Source organism: Rhizobium favelukesii (assembly GCF_000577275.2).
GTDB classification, from domain to species: domain Bacteria; phylum Pseudomonadota; class Alphaproteobacteria; order Rhizobiales; family Rhizobiaceae; genus Rhizobium; species Rhizobium favelukesii.
The window spans coordinates 1,938,520-1,954,347 of sequence record NZ_HG916852.1 but is presented as its reverse complement, the minus strand read 5'-3'; the positions used below and the strand labels follow the sequence as shown (position 1 = coordinate 1,954,347).

Below are 15,828 nucleotides of genomic sequence, written 5' to 3'. Positions count from 1 at the left end.
GGCTATGCTCTCAGCTCGACTTTGTACAAAATCGGTGGTGATTTCGGGGGCATCTGAGCAGCCCTGGGTGAATCAATTCGCCGCAGGGTCCCGGCCTTGCGCCATTCGTTTGATCGGATTCGAACGAATGGATGAGCGAACAACATGATTGTAGCCGTGAGCCGGGAGACGCGGTCCCCCACATCCTTCGCAAATGGCTGTCGCCGTTTCGTTTCTGGTTTACCGCGCCAAGCTGGGAGCATCTGCTGGTCCTGGTGATGGGTGCGCTCCTTTCGCCTGGCAAGCGAACGGTGACGGCCTGCCTGCGCATCACCGGACGCGCGGAGGTAAGTAATTTTGCCGCCTATCATCAACTCCTCAACCGAGCCCGCTGGAACCCTCGCACGTTGGCGGCCCGTCTGCTGTCCATCATTGTTGCCCGGCTCGTGCCCGAGGGCCCTGTCGTGATTGGCATGGATGATACAATCGAACGGCGTTGGGGCCAACGCATCGCCGCGCGTGGAATTTATCGTGACCCGGTGCGCTCCAGCCATGGCCACTTTGTCAAGGCCAGCGGCTTGAGATGGTTGAGCTTCATGGTTCTTTCACCTGTCCCATGGGCAAAATGTATTAAAGCCCTGCCGGTGCTGACGATCCTGTGTCCCTCTGAGCGCCATGATCAGAAGAAGGGCCGAAAGCACAAGCTGCTGACTGATTGGGCAAGGCAAGGCGTCTTGCAGCTTTGCCGCTGGCTGCCGGGCCGCGAAATCATCTTTGTCGGCGATAGCAGCTTTGCCGTTCATACACTGGCTGCGGCTCTTCCCGACACGGCCACTCTCATCACGCGGTTGCGTCTGGATGCCAGTCTCTTTGCTCCACCAGATCAACGGCACGAACATACGCTCGGGCGACCGGCGCAAAAAGGCAGGCCATTGCCGAAACTGAAAACGCTCCTCAAAGACGCAAAGACCGAGTGGCAGCGCATCGTCGCATCGTCCTGGTACGGCAAGCAAACCGACAAAACCCTTGATGTCACATCAGGAACCGGCCTCTGGTATCGGCGTGGAACGCCCCCAAGACCAATTCGCTGGGTTCTCGTTCGCGATCCATCAGGCCGTCGTGAACCCCAGGCGTTCATGAGCACCAACGTCAACCTTGAGCCCGCTCAGATCATTGCCTATTTCGTTCGGCGCTGGCAGATCGAGGTCACCTTCGCCGAAACGCGAGCGCATCTTGGCGTGGAAACCCAACGGCAGTGGAACGACAAAGCCATCATGCGCACGACCCCGTCGCTGCTGGCGCTCTACAGCCTCGTCACACTCTGGGCATGCGATCTGCTCGGTCATGGCGTCCTTCCCTATGCCGCCGCCTGGTACAAGAAAACAGAGTTCACCTTCTCCGATGCCATCGGTGCGGTTCGCATGATCCTGTGGGATCAGGATATTTATCGACAGCACCCGCCAGACCCGGACATTCCTGAAACTCAACCAAGCCGCCTCAAGCGGATGACACAAGCACTTTGCTTCGCTGCATAATGTACAAAGTCGAGCTCAGGTGTTGCCGAAATACATTGAGGAGGCTCTAGGGCTTCACCCACCGAAGACAATCGAGATGCCGTGGGGGATTCGAGTCGCGCCGAATAAGTGAGGCTGAAATGCCAGAACCTTCATCAATGCCAATCCCGCCGCTTGGGATTGTCTTGGATCGCCCCGGCAAGTATCGGGTTGTGACCTCTGTCGCCGCAATGGGCGAGATCCTGACGATGAGATGGCCAGAGGATCAGCAGGGGGATGCATGGCAAGCCGCAGTGAGTGCCTGCCTACGGGCTCTTGAGGAGCAAGCCAATGGAGAGGCCGCACGAGCCGCGTTCATCATGGCTGCGGAAGACGCCGGTATTCGCGTGAATGCTGACGCGGAGCAGTTTCGACCGCCGAAGCTCTAGGGCCTCAAATTACCGGCCACCATACCATCGTTGATTTCATTGACATTTTCGTCAATAAACAGGGTATCCCCGTGAATAACCGGCCACCCGTTTAGGGGCGAACGATAGGCATCTTATAGAGCGTCTTGTCGCTCTTCCCACTGGCGTCGATCTTGCTCGAAAGAACCTCAACACGAGTGGCAACCTTGTTGATGGTATCGATCATCGTGTCGAGCTTGCCACCGAAGGATTCCACGACACGGTCAATGCGGGTATTCGCCGCCTCTATCCCCTTCTTGTTCTCCGCCGTCGCTTCGAGTGCTCGAGTTGTCTGAAATGACAGGGGCGCAATCTGGGCTATCTGCCGCTGCACTTCGCTGTTGTCGTTTTTACGGTCCAGAGACTCACTGTCGAAACGGCTTGCCTGGGAACGCTGTGTTTCCCTGATATCGGCAACATCTCGGTTTAGGCTAACCCATACGCCACCAACGAAGAACGCGTTGACGATGGCGCCTCCGACGATGGCGATGAAGTGAACTGGATTGATCTTTGGCTTCTCGATATCGATATGCATAGTATCTCCTGCCATTCTTGCCCCTGCCCTGCTGCTGCCTGTTAAAGCTTTTGGAACGATCGACGGGCATTGTGTTTGCCAGCCATTTGCGATGCGATGAATCGTGGATGGTAGGCTCGGCATCCTGTTAGCGCAGGTGTCGGGCCGCTTTCGTTACTTCCAGCAGCCTTGCGACTTGCCGAATTTGTTGTGGCTGGCGACCTGATTGGCGAAAGGTCGATCAGTGCGGAGGATTGTGACCGATGTCCCCAGGCTCGGCGTCAGGCGTGAGAACCCGTCGCACGCATTCTGCTTGGTCGTCGTCTGACAGCCCCATAGAAGCGCACAGAGCGGAAGCGTCAGCAGTAGAGACCTGATCATTGATTTCGTTCCTCTTGCGAAGGATGTTGACCGAATTGGAAAGGGCTTGCGTAGCGGCCTGCTGGCGTCCCTCATGCCGCCCGATGAGTATTGACGGGTAGACGGTCAAAGCAGCGCCTAGCGCCACACCAGCACCGATTTTGATTGCGTCGAGAAAGCCGAGACCGAACATCACTTTGCCGCCATCTGTTTCGCCATCATCTCGGCAGTCTTCATCCACGCTTGCAGCCCGAGGCTAGCCACGTTCAGGCCCGCAACGATCTGCAATGACTGTTCAGGGGTGAAAAACGACTGCCAATTGAATGTCGTCAAGCTGGCGATGAGCAATGACGAGAAGGTGAGGAAATAGGCCGTGCCGTTGGTGAGTGTGTTTGCGGAGGGCATATTCACTGTGTTGCCTCCGCGATCCGCGCCTTCTTGCGACGCGCATAGAAGCCATAGGCAAGTCCGCCGACCGTCAGGAGCGCCGAAACGATGATCAGGCCGGCGACAACCTTGCCGACAAGATCGCTGCTGTAGCTCAGGGGCGTAAGCTGGTCCTGAACCTGCTGGAGCGTGGCAGCGAGGCCCCCGGAGGCAATGCCGCCGCCTGTCGCCGCATCGGCCACTGCGGGCGATGGTGCCGCCTTGATATCGGACGCATAGGCCTTGTGGGATGGCGATACTTCGGCAAATCTGGCAATCGGCAGCGGAGCATCGTCCCCTGTCGCCCACGCCTGCCCCGTCGCCTTCACATCCTTGATGCGAGCCGCCCACCCCTTGCCGAACGTCGGCCACGTCTTCAGCGCCTTGAGGAAGGCCAGACGGTGCGCCAGGATATCGGCAATGAGTTGGTCGTGGTTCTGGTGGTTGACCGCCGCAGAGATGGTCGCAGGGCCTACGACGCCGTCAGCATTGACGCCGAGGGCGCGCTGAAGCCAGAGAACCGATTGCTTGACGCCAGAGTTCACATTGCCGTCAAAGACGACATAGGAGACGCCGGCGGGGAATTTGTCGAGGCGGGCCGTGTTCCAGTAGCTTGACCTGTAGATATCCTGAAGTTCCTCCGTGTCTATGAAGCGGACGCTGCGATGTGGCTGGCCTTGACGGTCGCGATAGGCGTCATAGACGCGCTGCGTTACCCCCATCATGGTCGCTCCGCCGGGATCGAGTTTATGATTGCTGTATCCGCCTTCGCTTTTCAGCACCTTGGCGAGAGAACGAGAGAATTCCTTTGCCGGGTCTATGACCTGCATTGATAGGCTCCAGATTGTCGAGAGAGATTCAGAAAGGCTTGGACTTGAGCTGATGCCGGCCGGGTGCCGAGTCGAGAGGATAAGGACCAGATGCTATGGTTGATCATGCCCTGCGGGTGTGAAATATTCCGCGCAAATGGCAGGCTGCCAAAAGGGGATTATCGACGTGCTTTCCTATGCTCAACTTTCCGAAGATGTTTTTCTCCACCGCTGCTTTTCAGGAAAAGATCGCGGCTTTTACATCGATATCGGCGCGAGCCATCCTGTGCACTGCAACTCCACGTATCACTTCTATCAGCGCGGGTGGTCGGGCATTAACGTCGAGCCGACACCCTATCGCTTTGGAGAACTTGTCCGCGCGCGTCCGCGTGACATCAACATTATGGCAGCGGTGGGCAGGAAGGACGGAAAGGCCAGTTTCAATCTCAGCTTGAACGCTGACCATTTGTCATCGCTTCACCAACAAAGCGCAGATATAATCGGCTCTCATCGGGCATCTGTACACAGACTCAATGTTGATCTGATCTCCTTGGCAACGCTTTGTGAGCAGCACGCTCCGGAGGAAATCGATTTCCTTAAAATCGATGTCGAAGGTGCCGAGGCCGAAGTCATCGCGGGAGCAAATTGGTCCAAGTGGCGGCCGGCCGTTCTACTAATAGAGGCCGTGGACGCATCCGACCACTCCCCGACATGGGTCGCATGGGAAGACGATCTGCTCAATGCAGATTACATCAGTGTATTTTTTGACGGTGTGAACAAATGGTACGTTGCGCGAGAAAGAAGTGACCTTTGCGTCCACTTTCAAACGCCGATTAATCCATTTGACGGCGCCACCGTCTTTCACTCGTTCGGACACCCTCTGCATGATAACAGACACCCAGACCATGCATGGTCCATCAATTTTGCTAAGCGCCTGTTCAATGCAGCATCAACTGAGACGGATGAGCGGCTTTATCAGGTGATGACGTGGGACTTGCTTGAAGAGGAACGGAACCGATCAGCCTCCCGAGAGGGCATAAACCTGGCGTTCAATCGCGTCCTTAACCGAGGGCCTGGGGACGCGGACGTTAAGCATTGGGAGGGCAGAAACGACCTAACACTAGGCATGCTTTATTCTGAATTGCTGCGCGGTGAGGAATTCCGGATGAAGCGATCCCGCATCTCTACGGGCTCCATTCATCGGTAGTTAGTAGAAGTTTATACCGTACGTGTTGCCTATCGAAGACTCTGGGCTGGCGTACGTCTGGATATTGCAAGACTTAGAATTAAATAAATTCCTGCCTGATGGGCAATCGAACGATATTTTCCCGAGAATCTGGCCATTCCTGAAATCGTTTTTGTTCGCATACGGGCTGTTTATATATATGCAGGTATTTACTTCTTCGATGTCCAGATTTTCAAAAGAGTTTGAGAAGCTGTACCCATCAGTCAACAATATCCCGATGTTTGCATTGGAAAAGGAGCCGCTAAAACTCGAGAACTGTGTTTGTCTCAATCTTAGGGCATTCCCATACCCCGGAGCGCAAGGGTTGTTCGCCATCCCGGTGACGGCTGCAGGCCTACCAGACCCACCGGAGTTTACGGTTATGCCGCGAAAGAATGAGTTACAGACATGGTTACACAGAAGCCCAATGTTGCTCGGAGACTGCAAGCCGTTTTGAATTACAAGCCCGTCAACGATCATTGAATTTATGGCGCCAGACAGATTGTCATTTCCGATACGAACGAGAGGCCCGGCAACATGGCCACCCACTCTGAAATTTGAAAAAAGAGGATAGAAGACGTCGCCTTCAGCGTGGATACTAAGAGAATATCCTGGGTCCAGAATGAACCCATCATAGTTTCTCCGCTTCCCTTCTATCGTCACACCGAAATTTTTACCGCCTAAATTCCATGGACACGTAGGGCGGTAACGATACCACCCATCCAGTAGCCCGGAATGCTTTTGCGTTAAAATCTCAGACAACCAGAGATCGATCGCAGCGGTATCATCAACGATCCCGTCTCCGATGGCTCCGTACTCTTGAGGGCTCACATTTCCCATGGCCTACACGCGGCCCCGCTCATCGAGCCACCCATAAGTCCCAACAATAAGAGTACAGTTAGCGTCGGAAGCGCTGGCGAGCGCCCTTATCCGGCTGCTGGTGTCTGTTCTTATGGAGACATCCTGTGCGGTTTCTCTCGAATAGTTGGACCCAGCTCGCGCGATCAATTGCATCTTTGATGCGACAACGCTTTCGCTGGTTTGCGACAAGGACGAAAAATATACAGCGAACGTTACCAGATCCGCTGTATTGACGGCTCTGGTGTGCAGCAATGCTTCCACCACGATTCCGCTCGGGACCGTCAGTGTGGGCGTTAGTGCTACCACCCCAGGGTTTGCCTGCGAGATATCTTCCTGAACGGTAGAAAAAAGAAACTGGTCACCTCTTTGGCTGAAAGCGATGATTGCTGCTGATTTCCTGATTATTGAGCCGATGCGCCGCTTGCGGTCGTAGTTCGTCGGCATTGTTGGGGCCGTGGCAGAGGCCGAGAACAGAGCGTCTACAACGCCCGTATCCGATCTCTGGATAAGCCAGACGTGATAGGTCGTGTTGGCGATCGAGCCGGTGTCCAGGCCACCGTTACCGCTGCCGACAGCCCAGGCGGCATCTAGTCGCTTTGTTAGGGCCGAGGCGAGCACCATGAGCACTGGGCTTGCTTCAGTGCTGGCGGCTTCGCCTGCTGCAATGTCGATATCGTTGGTGGCGTCGGTCGCGTTGTTCGAAAGCGTCAAGCCGTAGAGATGGCCGAATAGGGCTGCGGATACGTTCGCCCTTGCTTGCGCCTGCTGGGCAGCCGTCAATGTCTGGCTGTTGAACCCCACGACAGAAAGGGATGTCTGCGCGCCGGCTACAGACGTAGCTCCTGTGCCGCCTGCAACGATCGGGCGAGCCAAATTAGCATCTGCCGTGAGATCGTTCACAAATGCGTTGTACTCAGGCGATTTGATGGTCGTGAGAGTTGTCGCGAGCGTTCCTGCTGGCGGGCTGTACACGTTTGCGCCGTTGCGAGGCATTTACGTTTCCACTTCCATATCTAGGCACGCGCCCACAAACCCGCTAAGATTGTGTTGGCGGCTTATGTTGGAGAACCGAATGAGGGTTTTGATTATTGGGCTGGCGCTTCTGCTAGCCGGTTGCCAGTCGCAAGAAGTCTCGGAGATGAGCTATTCCCAGACGAAAGACCTAGCCATCCAGAAGAACAAGGAATGCGCCGCCCAAGGCATCAAGCCGGGGACGAACGAAATGAAGATGTGCGTGACGCATGAAATGAACCGCGAGGCCGCTCTTCGTCACAACCGAAACGCCCGCCTCCAGGCTGCAGCCAACTCGTCGACCTATTGCCAGGGTTACGGAAACAGCGTGGTGTGCTTCTAGGTCTCGTTTGGATCTAGCTGGCGCGGCCTTCCCATGAGCAGTGCCCTGATTAGCGCTTCCGTCCTCGCTTGGCGGACAACTTCAAGCGGGGCATCTGCTTTCATTCTCTCGTAAAGCGGGGATCGAGTGCGGACGGCTTCATCGGCTGATCGAAGCGCGCCTCTGGTCAAAGCGTTCGATATCGCCTTGCTTGCTGCCCCGACGCCGAGAGGCAGAGCTGCACCGATGGCTGCACCTGCGCTACCACCCGCTGCACCACCAGCACCAGCACCGGCAGCGGCAGTGAGCATCTGCCCAAGGCCACCGCCCCCGCCGAGGAGATTGCCAACATATCGCGTGGCATTCTGCGCTGGTGTACCCGTCACGATTCTCTCAAGAGAGACTAGTTCTTCGGGAGAATAACCAGAGATTTCTTTTGGCTTGAGGATAGCGGCGGCAATTCGTTGACGGATCGCATTTCCGGTATTTGTGCCGGAATTGGATGCCGCGGCGCGAAGATCTGCGGCTCTTTCGACACCGGTAAGGGCGTCCGAGCGGCTGGCTGCGGCGTAGTTGGCGTTACCGGCTTTGAGCGCACTGGCTGCATCGCTAGCGGTTCCAGCCACAACACTTGCCGGATTGTCAGAACCAATGAACTCATCCAGCCCTCGAATCGCTTGCGTTGCCGCCGCTTGGTCGGTTGGGTCGGTGAAGTTCTGAGCGATTTTGCCAAAGGTTTTGCGGGCGGAGTGGAGCCCTTTGATGCTGGCAACGCTGTTTTCTGGCGGGTTGGATAGCTTGTCGAGGATACTATGTGTTTTCCCGGCAACTTGTGCGTCAAAGCCTTGTTCCTCTAATCTTGCCTTTGCCGCCTGCGCCGCATCTTTAACCGCAGTTGACGCATAATCAACGCCGCTTTCGCGCATGGCGTCGAAATTCCGGCCTGCTTCAGCAAAAAGATCATCTGCAGACGGGACATTAGGCACACTCTGACGAAGTTGCTGCTTCTCCCCGGGGACGATACCGGTACCGGTGCGAAGCCCAGGGGTTGACGGCGAGAACGTACCGGCGAACTCCAGCGATCGGCCAAGCACCTCGGGCCTGACGTTGCCGTCCGCGCCCATGACCTGTTCCTTGCCTGTGTAGACGTCGCCGGGGAGCATGAACGCGCTCTTTGCAGAACCAAGAATATCCTTGGCAAATCCGAGGATACCCGCGTTGCTGTCGAAGCTTTTGTTCCCTTGGGCGTCAACGCTGAATGGCAGAAACTGTCCAGTATATGACTGGTCAACCGGCGGGGCCACAACGAAGCCATCTGGAGGAGTCGGGGGCGACCCATTTCCTGACGATCCTTGCAGGACAAAACCCGGGGGCAGCGGAGGAAGTTCGCTCATTGTACGGGGACCCAATTCGTGCCGTCAAACTCAATGGTTTCGCCTGTTTTCGGGTTCATCGCGCGCGGGCGCTGACCTTGAGGCTTAGGAGTTGGGGGGAGAGGATTTTCGGTCTGAGCCGCTACCGGTGCAACAGCTTGCGGTTCATCCAGAGGAGGCAATGAGCCTGCCTGCGCCACCGCATTGACCATCGTCCGAACCCGTCGCTTCTTATTATCGATCGACTCTTTCGATTCCCCGGGCCGAGGCGTCAGAATATCCGTCTGTTTCCGCACCTCTTCGGGCGTGGCCGTCGCGCCAGAAACGCTATACAGGTAGGACGACACTATCGTCTGAAGAGAATTTGCCGCCTTTTGATATTCGGGCGTCGTCGCGAATTCGCTAAAGGGGAGCTTCGAATAAGCTTGGTTCCCGAGTTCGGACAGAGCGTCGTAGTTGTCTTCAACCGTCTTCAATTCGGGCTTGATGACAGAGAAGAGAGACTGATTTTTACGCTCTGCCTCTGAGAGAAGCTTCTGAGGCTTCCCGCCTGTCAGTGGGATGATGCCAGCGTTGTTCGAAGAAACAGCGTCCGTTGCCTGCGGAGCAGGAGACTGCTGCTGGGCGGTTGGTGCGACTGGAGGCGTCTGTGCTGAAGGTGCGCCTGAGCTTGGCCCGAACAAGTCCACACCTTGAGGGGGCTGCTGTGCGTTTTCACCGAACAGATCCACGCTCTGCTGCTGGGGCGCTGGCTGTTGCTGCCCCTGTTGCTTGAATATGCCCTGCGGCGTGAGGAACATCATTGCGCCAGTGCTCGGATCGGTGATTGTCTTGCCCGCACCTAGCTGCTGCGCCTGATCTGCGGTGATCTGCCGGCTGTCGATGAGACCGTTAAGAGCTTGTGCCTCGACGGAATTGCCGCCGAAGCGGAAGCCTCCGCCTGGTCTATCAACCTCGTCCTGCGGCCTGAAAGCTTCGCCCTTATCGTTGTCGTATAGCCAGCCATCGCCAAGATTGGTGACGTTCGCACGCTTCCCTGTCTTGGCTTTGAGGGCGTCAAGCTGGGCCTGCTTGTAATCCTGCTCAAGTTTATAGGCAGGATCGGCGCGCTGAGAGTTGAGTTTGTAATCCTCGCGGGCCTTCCATGTCTCTTGCTCTGCGGACTGCTCCGCCTGTCGCTGCTGCTGCTGGATGAGCAACTGAACCGCCGCCTTCTGGCCTTCGTTCAGCCAAGGGTTCTGAATGGCCTGCAATAGACGTGGGTCAACCCCACCGAACGGGCTGTTTTGAGCGACCTGGACCGGCTGCGGCGCTTGGGGCTGCATGGATTGCTGCGGAGGCGACGGAGGAGTCGCAACCGTCGTTGGTGGCGCAAGAGCGGGCGCCTGCTGCTGAATAGCTTGCGCGGCCGGCGTGTTGGCTACAGGCGCGGGCTGCGCATAGGCCGTCGTTACCTGCGGGTCGACGTAGGGCTTCTGGGCCGGCTGCTGCGGCATCCCTACGGACGGATCGAGGCTTGCGACCTGGTCCCCACCAACTGCACGGTTGAACTTGTCGCCATATGCTGCAACGCTCGTTCCAAGAGAATCCTTGCGATCAAGCTTGCCCACACCACCGGGACCGGCAAACCACGCCTGAGCAGCGCCTTGTGGTCCATACTGCTGGACGTAGCCGCCGAACTTCTTGTCAAAGATGGCGTCCTGAAGCTGGGGATTGGCAAGGAATTCGTCAGGAGTCACTTCACGGCCAAGCGCTTCCTTCGACCATGGGCCGATGTTGGCCTCCATGACCTGATACCGCCCGAGTGCTCGCCCAAGCTTCGGGCTGGTTGGCCCGACTGCAGAATAGTCACCGCTGCCGGCGCTCTCGATCGAAGCAATGGCATCACGATACGACGACGGGCCACCTGCTGAGCTGGACGATACCGCAGGCATGGCCGAACCGCCAGGGGTTGGCGCGGAAGAGCCGCCAAGGATGCTGTTGAACAGGCTGTTTGCGGCGCTCTGCCCTGCTTCCTCAGCCTTGTTGGCGCGGCGATCTAGGACGTTTGCCACGATGCCATCACCCAGGGCGTTCAGGCCCTCGCCGATGTTCCTAGGGGCGCTGGATGCACCCATGATCGCGCGGACGAGATCGCGTTTCTGCTTGATCGACTGCGGCGTTTCGTTGGTCGACCCGCCGAACAGGAAAGAAGGTACAGCCATTATTTGGATGCTCCGAATAGCTTGCCGTAATCGACCTGTTTCATGCCATCAGGGCGGCGAGAGACCGCATCCGGGCGCTTCTTCTCGACCTCTTGGGCCATGACGCCGACGTGATGCTTGCCGTCGCCTTTGCCCTTCTTGTATTTGAAGGAGTATAATTTATGCCCAGCCATCTCGCCTACCTCGTGAATGTCTTCCTTTGAGCGTTTGTCAGACAGGCCGATAAGCTTGCCGCCGAGGCCAAACAGACCCCCGAGGATGCCATTACGCTGCTGCATCTGCGTGTTGTAGGCGCCCAACTGGTTCTGGTAGTTCTGCTCAACGAGGCCGGAATAATCGACGGTCGGAAGGCTCGGCTGGTTCGTGCCGGCACCGAACTGCGGCATGCCAACCTGCGAGCCAGACATGAGTGCGGAAATCTCGTTGAGTGGCTGGTTGCGCTGCGTCAGGATGTCCTGAACCGCCTGCTGGTGGCCATTGAGGATTAGTGAGTTGTACGCGTCGTTGGTGCCCTGGTTGAAAGTGTTCAGTTCGTTCTTGTAGGCGTCAGAACCGGCCTTAATACCTTGATTGGCGAGACGTGTGCGCAGATCCTCATCCCGTTTTGCGATCAGAGGCGCGAGGCGCTGATTGGCCAGATCCATCGTTCGCGCTTCAGTGGCCTGCGTATCGAGGTTGACCGGCTTCGCCAGATAGTCCTTCAGGAAGTTGGACTGCTGGTTGGCGATCGATCCGAGGTTCAGGCTTGCCGCGTCAGACTGGTTCTTGATCGCCTGCTGCTGCGGAGATAATGACGTCGTCTGCGTATACTGCGGGATGAAATACTTAGCGCCAGACGTCGGGTCCGTGAACGTCGTTCCGCCATTCTGCGAATAGGTTACGCTGCCGTCAGGGCCGTATTGGTTGACGTTGCCGAGTTGCGCGTTAGCAAGCGCAGTGGTGACGTTCGTGCCGGTCTGCGCTGCGGCGGTTTTCGCTGGATCTGGAGCGGCTGGCGCCTTCGGTTTCCCCACAATTCTATCCTTCCTTGGCCGAACGATTAAACTTGTTCGAAGCCCATGCCTCGCGCGTCGTAATGAAGATGTTTTCAGCGGCATCAATGCCGCGGAGTCTGGGGATGCGGTAGCGCTCTGCGCCGTAGACTTTCAGCATCCGGTGCTGCGCCGTGTCGTCATCGGAAACCCGCTGAACGACTGCCTGACAGCCGCAGTCAATGAACGGATAGCCGTACATGGCCTTGAGGACATCCTTGGTGAGCCACCCTTTGACCCACGCAGCCCCGGATATCTCGATGACATGGGCGTCGGGGTCGTAGTTGTGATAGATCAGGCCGGCCGCGAGATTCCCGCCTTCCATAACGGCAATCCCCCTGCACTCTCCGAAGTTGCGGCCCTTCGTCGGCCAGATGCGATCGGCAACGAGGTGGGACAGGATTGCGGTGTCGGCAGGGTTCGTGAAGGCCCATGTGAACCTCACGTCATTACCCCGCCGTTCTCGTAGAGCACATCGAACGCGACAAGCTCAGTCACCGGCTTCGGCGTGACGCCGAACGTGATCTGCACTTGCGGCATGAACACGAACCCGGTCTTGCCGACTGATACCCACTGCGTGCTGATCGTCGAGGCCGTGCCCGCATCCCATATGGCCACATCCCAGAGCCCGACGTCCCACACATCCTGGATGAAATCTGCGGTGGAGGACGGAATACCCGGAAGATCTACGGTATAGTCGACAGAGGCGCTTATCTGGGCATCGAATGGGCATGTGGACTTGAAGATCGACCGCGCCTGGTGAATGGTCTTTGTGACGCCCGGTGCGTCCAGATGGTCCGGAAGCCCGACGTATTTGCAGGTGTAGTTCTCGCCATCATCGGAGCCGCCCACTTCCATTGCATGGATGGTGCCGGTGTTTGTCCCGAAATAGCCCTGATCGGCAAAAAGCGCGATGCAGCGAGTATTCCATCCGGTAATCCGGCCAGCCCATGCGCCAGTCTCCAGATTGGCTGCGAAGCAATATGGGGCAATCGTGTCGTTCGGAACCGGGAGAGACACGACCATAAGGTTGTTTGTCGGCCACTTGATGATTTCCCACGGCAGCGAGCCGCGGGCGACGACTTCCGCCTTCCACTCAGGCTCGATGCTCGCCGTGACTGCCGCCAAAGACAGCGCAGCGATATCCTTGTCGACGGCAGCCGAGATCGGGACAATCCCGTCTTTCGTCCCGATCAGAAGATCGCCTCCAGCCTGCATGGTCGCATTCGGCCCCATTGGGCCTGTGATCTGGTAGACGCCGACTTTCTGCCAATCTGCAGCGCTTCCGGGGTTTGTTCCCTGATAGACGGCGACCTCGCCAGCGGTCGAGATGACAACCCACTTGTCATCAAGGCCATCACCAGAATCCATCGACCATTTGCCGCCGCAAAGGAGAGATCCGCCATCCTGGAATATGCCCGCGAGGCTAAAAGACTGTGCTGCGCCGCCGATGCTATCAACCGGCAGATACCAGACGTTCATCGAGTTCTTTTCGATGAAGAAAAGCCGGTTGGCAAAGGACCAAACAAATGACAGGATCGAAGTCGTCACGCCGGTTATAGCGGGCGTTGATACACCGGTTATCGCGGTAAACGTTGATCCATCGTAAAGCCTGGGGCTATCGGTGCCATTGACAGCATAGAGATAATCGCCACCGGCCGTGCCGAACTGAGCCGTTGAGTAGTATCCGCTCGTCTGTCCGGTAACGACCGGCGTAGGAATGACGTCAGCGTCCGCAACCGTCGTGATGTTGAAAATCTTCGTCGCATCAGAAGCGAAGAATTCCTCAACGTCGCCGCTCTTGTAGGTCCACATGCGAAGAACGGGACCGGTTGAGATGGTCGCATGCTTCAGCGAACCACCCCGAGACCGGATGCCCGTCGACGTCGGAATCCAGTTTTCCAGCATCAGCGCGCCGGCTGGCTGCGACAGTGCAAGGTTCTCGTTGGCAATCCATCCCCTCGTCGGCGCCGGGAATGCCTTGTGCTGCATGCGCGGCGCTTGCGGGTTTGCCTTTGCTGTGGGCCTGACTTGCGCCCTTCCTGGCTTCACCGTCACGGCAGGCGTTCCCGCATGTCAGTTGCGGCGAGGTCCGCCAATGTGGCTTCGAATTCGGCCAGATAGTCGCTGTAATCCTGGCCTGACTTGCGCTTGAAGCGCCAGATCGTGCCCTGAGTGACGAGAACATCAGGCACGAGCGGCGTGTCTGCATCATTGACCCAAGCGGCTGTGCCGTTCGATGCCCAATTCTTCGACAGGTAGGAAACGGTCGCGGTCGCTGCGAGAGCTGGATACGGATAGAACGAGATCGAGGACGTGCCGTTGATGCGAAAATAGCGAGGCGTTCCCGAAATAGAGGTGAGAGACAGCCATTCATCCTGGCTGATGCCGCCACGGACGGGGTTCCCGCCCGTCGTGACTGCGCTTCCCATCGTCAGCCTTGCGAAACCGGCCGGCAGCGCAAAATTATCGTTGGTCCCCGTCCCTGTAATGGTCGCGGTCGCGCGCAATGCGCTCCAATCGGCACGGCGGGCCACTTCGGTAGCTGTTTCCGTCGCGAACTGGATAAGCTCGACGATTTCTCGCTTGGTGTTGGCGACAGCCAGCGACGGGACATCAAGGCCGACGTTCTTGGAAACGGCTTGGATGATTTCGAGAATGGTCATCATGGCGTTTGCATCTGCAGACGGACGGCACCATTGCCCCATTGGGCGCGTTCGTCGTCGATCTTGAGGTCGTTCATCGCGCCCTGTAGGAGCGCAGCGGTTGCCTGTGTCAGTTCGGCATCACGAAGGAACTTCGCGGCTTCGAGACCGACGGCGTAGAGGTAGACGTTCGGGTATTTCTGCAGGAGCCAGTTGGAGCCGGTCGCGCTGGCCGAAATCGTCGGCAGCGAGGCGTAATATTCAATATTGCGGCTTCCGGTCACGCCGTACAGATAGACGCTCGACCCGTCGATCGCATATCGCCAATAGGGAGAATTAACCCGCTTGACCTCCTGCAATGTTCCCTGCGTCAGAGGATAGCGTCCGCTGGTGTCATAGAGGGCGATCATTTCCAGATAGTCGGCGGGGAGAGCCCCAACACCGCTGGTGAAAGTCACCGTGTCCATGGTGATCTGCTCACGAGCGCGCAGTTTCTGGTTCAGCCAAGCTTCAGCGGCCTGCGTGAGACGGCTCATCACATCCGAAATGTTGCGATTGCCGACGTGATCAGCCACAGCAATTCGGAGATCGACGTATCCTGCGAAAACGGCCATCTATAGTGTCCCGTCTTTCGTGCGCCAGGCGCGATTATCGCCATTGTTCAGCCAACGGCTGACGAACTTCTCGTCGCCCTGTCGTTCAGCCTCATGAAGCTGGTCGTAGTAGATATTCAGGGGGACCGAAGCCACGCGGTGCCAGTCGCCCTTCCACGCAGTTCCAGCCTCGTTGCGGAATGCTGTATTCTCGGCAATCGTCGCGGTTACCGGATAGTCCGTCCGGATATGCGTTTTCTCGCCGTCGAAATAGTGCCAGACGGAGCGACCGGATACTGGTTCCCAGTCGATCAAAGTCCAGTCGCCGTCCTTGATCATTTACCGTCCTTCTTTGCACGGCGAATGGCGCCCTTCTCGATGCCATCGAGAGCGGCTTCGACAGGAACAGAGATGATCGTCCCGGCAGGGTGCCGAACGCATTCCGAGTCCCAGAAGTCACGCAGGATTTCGACGTCTACCATCTGTGGTTTAGCTGTTTCGGCCATGGCCGTTTC

General features: G+C 57.4%; 19 protein-coding genes. 4 read left to right on the top strand and 15 right to left on the bottom strand.

Features of this window, described 5'->3' with window-relative positions:
• The first annotated feature begins 131 nt into the window (after window positions 1–131).
• Both LPU83_RS48375 and LPU83_RS48370 read left to right on the top strand, forming a co-directional pair.
• Window positions 132–1,514 (top strand): IS701 family transposase, encoded by a 1,383-nt coding sequence (locus LPU83_RS48375; RefSeq protein WP_037068948.1) that lies wholly within the window; start codon window positions 132–134, stop codon window positions 1,512–1,514.
• Between the two features lie 119 nt (window positions 1,515–1,633).
• Window positions 1,634–1,921: a DUF982 domain-containing protein gene (locus LPU83_RS48370; RefSeq protein WP_037069717.1), complete on the top strand. Its 288-nt coding sequence runs from the start codon at window positions 1,634–1,636 to the stop codon at window positions 1,919–1,921.
• A gap of 91 nt (window positions 1,922–2,012) precedes the next feature.
• Here LPU83_RS48370 and LPU83_RS48365 read toward each other — a convergent pair whose 3' ends face one another.
• The 4 genes from LPU83_RS48365 to LPU83_RS48355 all read right to left on the bottom strand — a co-directional run bounded on the left by LPU83_RS48365 (window position 2,013) and on the right by LPU83_RS48355 (window position 4,069).
• Window positions 2,013–2,474, bottom strand: a complete 462-nt coding sequence (locus tag LPU83_RS48365) for a hypothetical protein (RefSeq protein ID WP_037069715.1) — start codon at window positions 2,472–2,474, stop codon at window positions 2,013–2,015.
• 153 nt (window positions 2,475–2,627) lie between these two features.
• Window positions 2,628–2,834 (bottom strand): hypothetical protein, encoded by a 207-nt coding sequence (locus LPU83_RS72795; protein ID WP_082321198.1) that lies wholly within the window; start codon window positions 2,832–2,834, stop codon window positions 2,628–2,630.
• A gap of 171 nt (window positions 2,835–3,005) precedes the next feature.
• Window positions 3,006–3,224, bottom strand: a complete 219-nt coding sequence (locus LPU83_RS48360) for a hypothetical protein (protein WP_157997352.1) — start codon at window positions 3,222–3,224, stop codon at window positions 3,006–3,008.
• Window positions 3,221–4,069: a glycoside hydrolase family 108 protein gene (locus LPU83_RS48355; RefSeq protein ID WP_051509096.1), complete on the bottom strand. Its 849-nt coding sequence runs from the start codon at window positions 4,067–4,069 to the stop codon at window positions 3,221–3,223. The genes LPU83_RS48360 and LPU83_RS48355 overlap by 4 nt, the downstream gene beginning before the upstream one ends.
• Window positions 4,070–4,235: 166 nt before the next feature.
• Between LPU83_RS48355 and LPU83_RS48350 the strand changes: the two genes are divergently transcribed.
• Window positions 4,236–5,255 carry an FkbM family methyltransferase gene (locus LPU83_RS48350; protein ID WP_157997351.1) on the top strand — a complete coding sequence of 340 codons (1,020 nt, stop codon included), beginning with the start codon at window positions 4,236–4,238 and terminating at the stop codon, window positions 5,253–5,255.
• Here LPU83_RS48350 and LPU83_RS48345 read toward each other — a convergent pair whose 3' ends face one another.
• Together LPU83_RS48345 and LPU83_RS48340 are read right to left on the bottom strand one after the other, a co-directional pair.
• Window positions 5,256–6,113 (bottom strand): hypothetical protein, encoded by an 858-nt coding sequence (locus tag LPU83_RS48345; RefSeq protein WP_157997350.1) that lies wholly within the window; start codon window positions 6,111–6,113, stop codon window positions 5,256–5,258.
• A 3-nt stretch (window positions 6,114–6,116) separates the two neighbouring features.
• Window positions 6,117–7,127, bottom strand: a complete 1,011-nt coding sequence (locus LPU83_RS48340; protein WP_037069703.1) for a hypothetical protein — start codon at window positions 7,125–7,127, stop codon at window positions 6,117–6,119.
• A 79-nt stretch (window positions 7,128–7,206) separates the two neighbouring features.
• Here LPU83_RS48340 and LPU83_RS48335 point away from each other — a divergent pair, with 79 nt between their 5' ends.
• A complete protein-coding gene (locus LPU83_RS48335; RefSeq protein WP_037069700.1) occupies window positions 7,207–7,488 on the top strand; it encodes a hypothetical protein in 282 nt (93 codons plus the stop codon).
• Here the strand turns inward: LPU83_RS48335 and LPU83_RS48330 are convergent.
• From LPU83_RS48330 to LPU83_RS48290, 9 genes are all read right to left on the bottom strand, one after another.
• Window positions 7,485–8,861, bottom strand: coding sequence for a hypothetical protein (locus LPU83_RS48330; protein WP_157997349.1), 1,377 nt, complete (start codon window positions 8,859–8,861; stop codon window positions 7,485–7,487). The two genes, LPU83_RS48335 and LPU83_RS48330, sit on opposite strands and share 4 nt — an antisense overlap.
• Window positions 8,858–10,627 (bottom strand): hypothetical protein, encoded by a 1,770-nt coding sequence (locus tag LPU83_RS73450; RefSeq protein ID WP_197901952.1) that lies wholly within the window; start codon window positions 10,625–10,627, stop codon window positions 8,858–8,860. Before LPU83_RS73450 ends, LPU83_RS48330 begins: the two co-directional genes overlap by 4 nt.
• Before the next feature lie 416 nt (window positions 10,628–11,043).
• Entirely contained in the window at window positions 11,044–12,057 is a 1,014-nt protein-coding gene (locus tag LPU83_RS48320) for a tail fiber domain-containing protein (RefSeq protein WP_051509092.1), read from the bottom strand.
• Window positions 12,058–12,061: 4 nt separating this feature from the next.
• Window positions 12,062–12,520 carry a hypothetical protein gene (locus LPU83_RS48315; RefSeq protein WP_037069698.1) on the bottom strand — a complete coding sequence of 153 codons (459 nt, stop codon included), beginning with the start codon at window positions 12,518–12,520 and terminating at the stop codon, window positions 12,062–12,064.
• Window positions 12,517–14,133 carry a hypothetical protein gene (locus LPU83_RS48310; RefSeq protein ID WP_157997348.1) on the bottom strand — a complete coding sequence of 539 codons (1,617 nt, stop codon included), beginning with the start codon at window positions 14,131–14,133 and terminating at the stop codon, window positions 12,517–12,519. Before LPU83_RS48310 ends, LPU83_RS48315 begins: the two co-directional genes overlap by 4 nt.
• Entirely contained in the window at window positions 14,130–14,744 is a 615-nt protein-coding gene (locus LPU83_RS48305) for a phage adaptor protein (RefSeq protein WP_051509091.1), read from the bottom strand. Before LPU83_RS48305 ends, LPU83_RS48310 begins: the two co-directional genes overlap by 4 nt.
• Entirely contained in the window at window positions 14,741–15,334 is a 594-nt protein-coding gene (locus tag LPU83_RS48300) for a phage adaptor protein (RefSeq protein ID WP_051509090.1), read from the bottom strand. Before LPU83_RS48300 ends, LPU83_RS48305 begins: the two co-directional genes overlap by 4 nt.
• Window positions 15,335–15,652 carry a hypothetical protein gene (locus LPU83_RS48295; protein ID WP_037069696.1) on the bottom strand — a complete coding sequence of 106 codons (318 nt, stop codon included), beginning with the start codon at window positions 15,650–15,652 and terminating at the stop codon, window positions 15,335–15,337.
• Window positions 15,649–15,819 carry a hypothetical protein gene (locus LPU83_RS48290; RefSeq protein WP_157997347.1) on the bottom strand — a complete coding sequence of 57 codons (171 nt, stop codon included), beginning with the start codon at window positions 15,817–15,819 and terminating at the stop codon, window positions 15,649–15,651. The genes LPU83_RS48295 and LPU83_RS48290 overlap by 4 nt, the downstream gene beginning before the upstream one ends.
• Window positions 15,820–15,828: the final 9 nt, after the last annotated feature.

What these genes read in the sequence shown, in the direction of transcription:
- LPU83_RS48375 (WP_037068948.1), top strand. Translation starts at nt 132, where the DNA reads ATGAGCGAACAACATGATTGTAGCCGTGAGCCGGGAGACGCGGTCCCC.
- LPU83_RS48370 (WP_037069717.1), top strand. Translation starts at nt 1,634, where the DNA reads ATGCCAGAACCTTCATCAATGCCAATCCCGCCGCTTGGGATTGTCTTG.
- LPU83_RS48365 (WP_037069715.1), bottom strand. Translation starts at nt 2,474, where the DNA reads ATGCATATCGATATCGAGAAGCCAAAGATCAATCCAGTTCACTTCATC.
- LPU83_RS72795 (WP_082321198.1), bottom strand. Translation starts at nt 2,834, where the DNA reads ATGATCAGGTCTCTACTGCTGACGCTTCCGCTCTGTGCGCTTCTATGG.
- LPU83_RS48355 (WP_051509096.1), bottom strand. Translation starts at nt 4,069, where the DNA reads ATGCAGGTCATAGACCCGGCAAAGGAATTCTCTCGTTCTCTCGCCAAG.
- LPU83_RS48345 (WP_157997350.1), bottom strand. Translation starts at nt 6,113, where the DNA reads ATGGGAAATGTGAGCCCTCAAGAGTACGGAGCCATCGGAGACGGGATC.
- LPU83_RS48340 (WP_037069703.1), bottom strand. Translation starts at nt 7,127, where the DNA reads ATGCCTCGCAACGGCGCAAACGTGTACAGCCCGCCAGCAGGAACGCTC.
- LPU83_RS48335 (WP_037069700.1), top strand. Translation starts at nt 7,207, where the DNA reads ATGAGGGTTTTGATTATTGGGCTGGCGCTTCTGCTAGCCGGTTGCCAG.
- LPU83_RS48330 (WP_157997349.1), bottom strand. Translation starts at nt 8,861, where the DNA reads ATGAGCGAACTTCCTCCGCTGCCCCCGGGTTTTGTCCTGCAAGGATCG.
- LPU83_RS73450 (WP_197901952.1), bottom strand. Translation starts at nt 10,627, where the DNA reads ATGGAGGCCAACATCGGCCCATGGTCGAAGGAAGCGCTTGGCCGTGAA.
- LPU83_RS48305 (WP_051509091.1), bottom strand. Translation starts at nt 14,744, where the DNA reads ATGATGACCATTCTCGAAATCATCCAAGCCGTTTCCAAGAACGTCGGC.
- LPU83_RS48300 (WP_051509090.1), bottom strand. Translation starts at nt 15,334, where the DNA reads ATGGCCGTTTTCGCAGGATACGTCGATCTCCGAATTGCTGTGGCTGAT.
- LPU83_RS48295 (WP_037069696.1), bottom strand. Translation starts at nt 15,652, where the DNA reads ATGATCAAGGACGGCGACTGGACTTTGATCGACTGGGAACCAGTATCC.
- LPU83_RS48290 (WP_157997347.1), bottom strand. Translation starts at nt 15,819, where the DNA reads ATGGCCGAAACAGCTAAACCACAGATGGTAGACGTCGAAATCCTGCGT.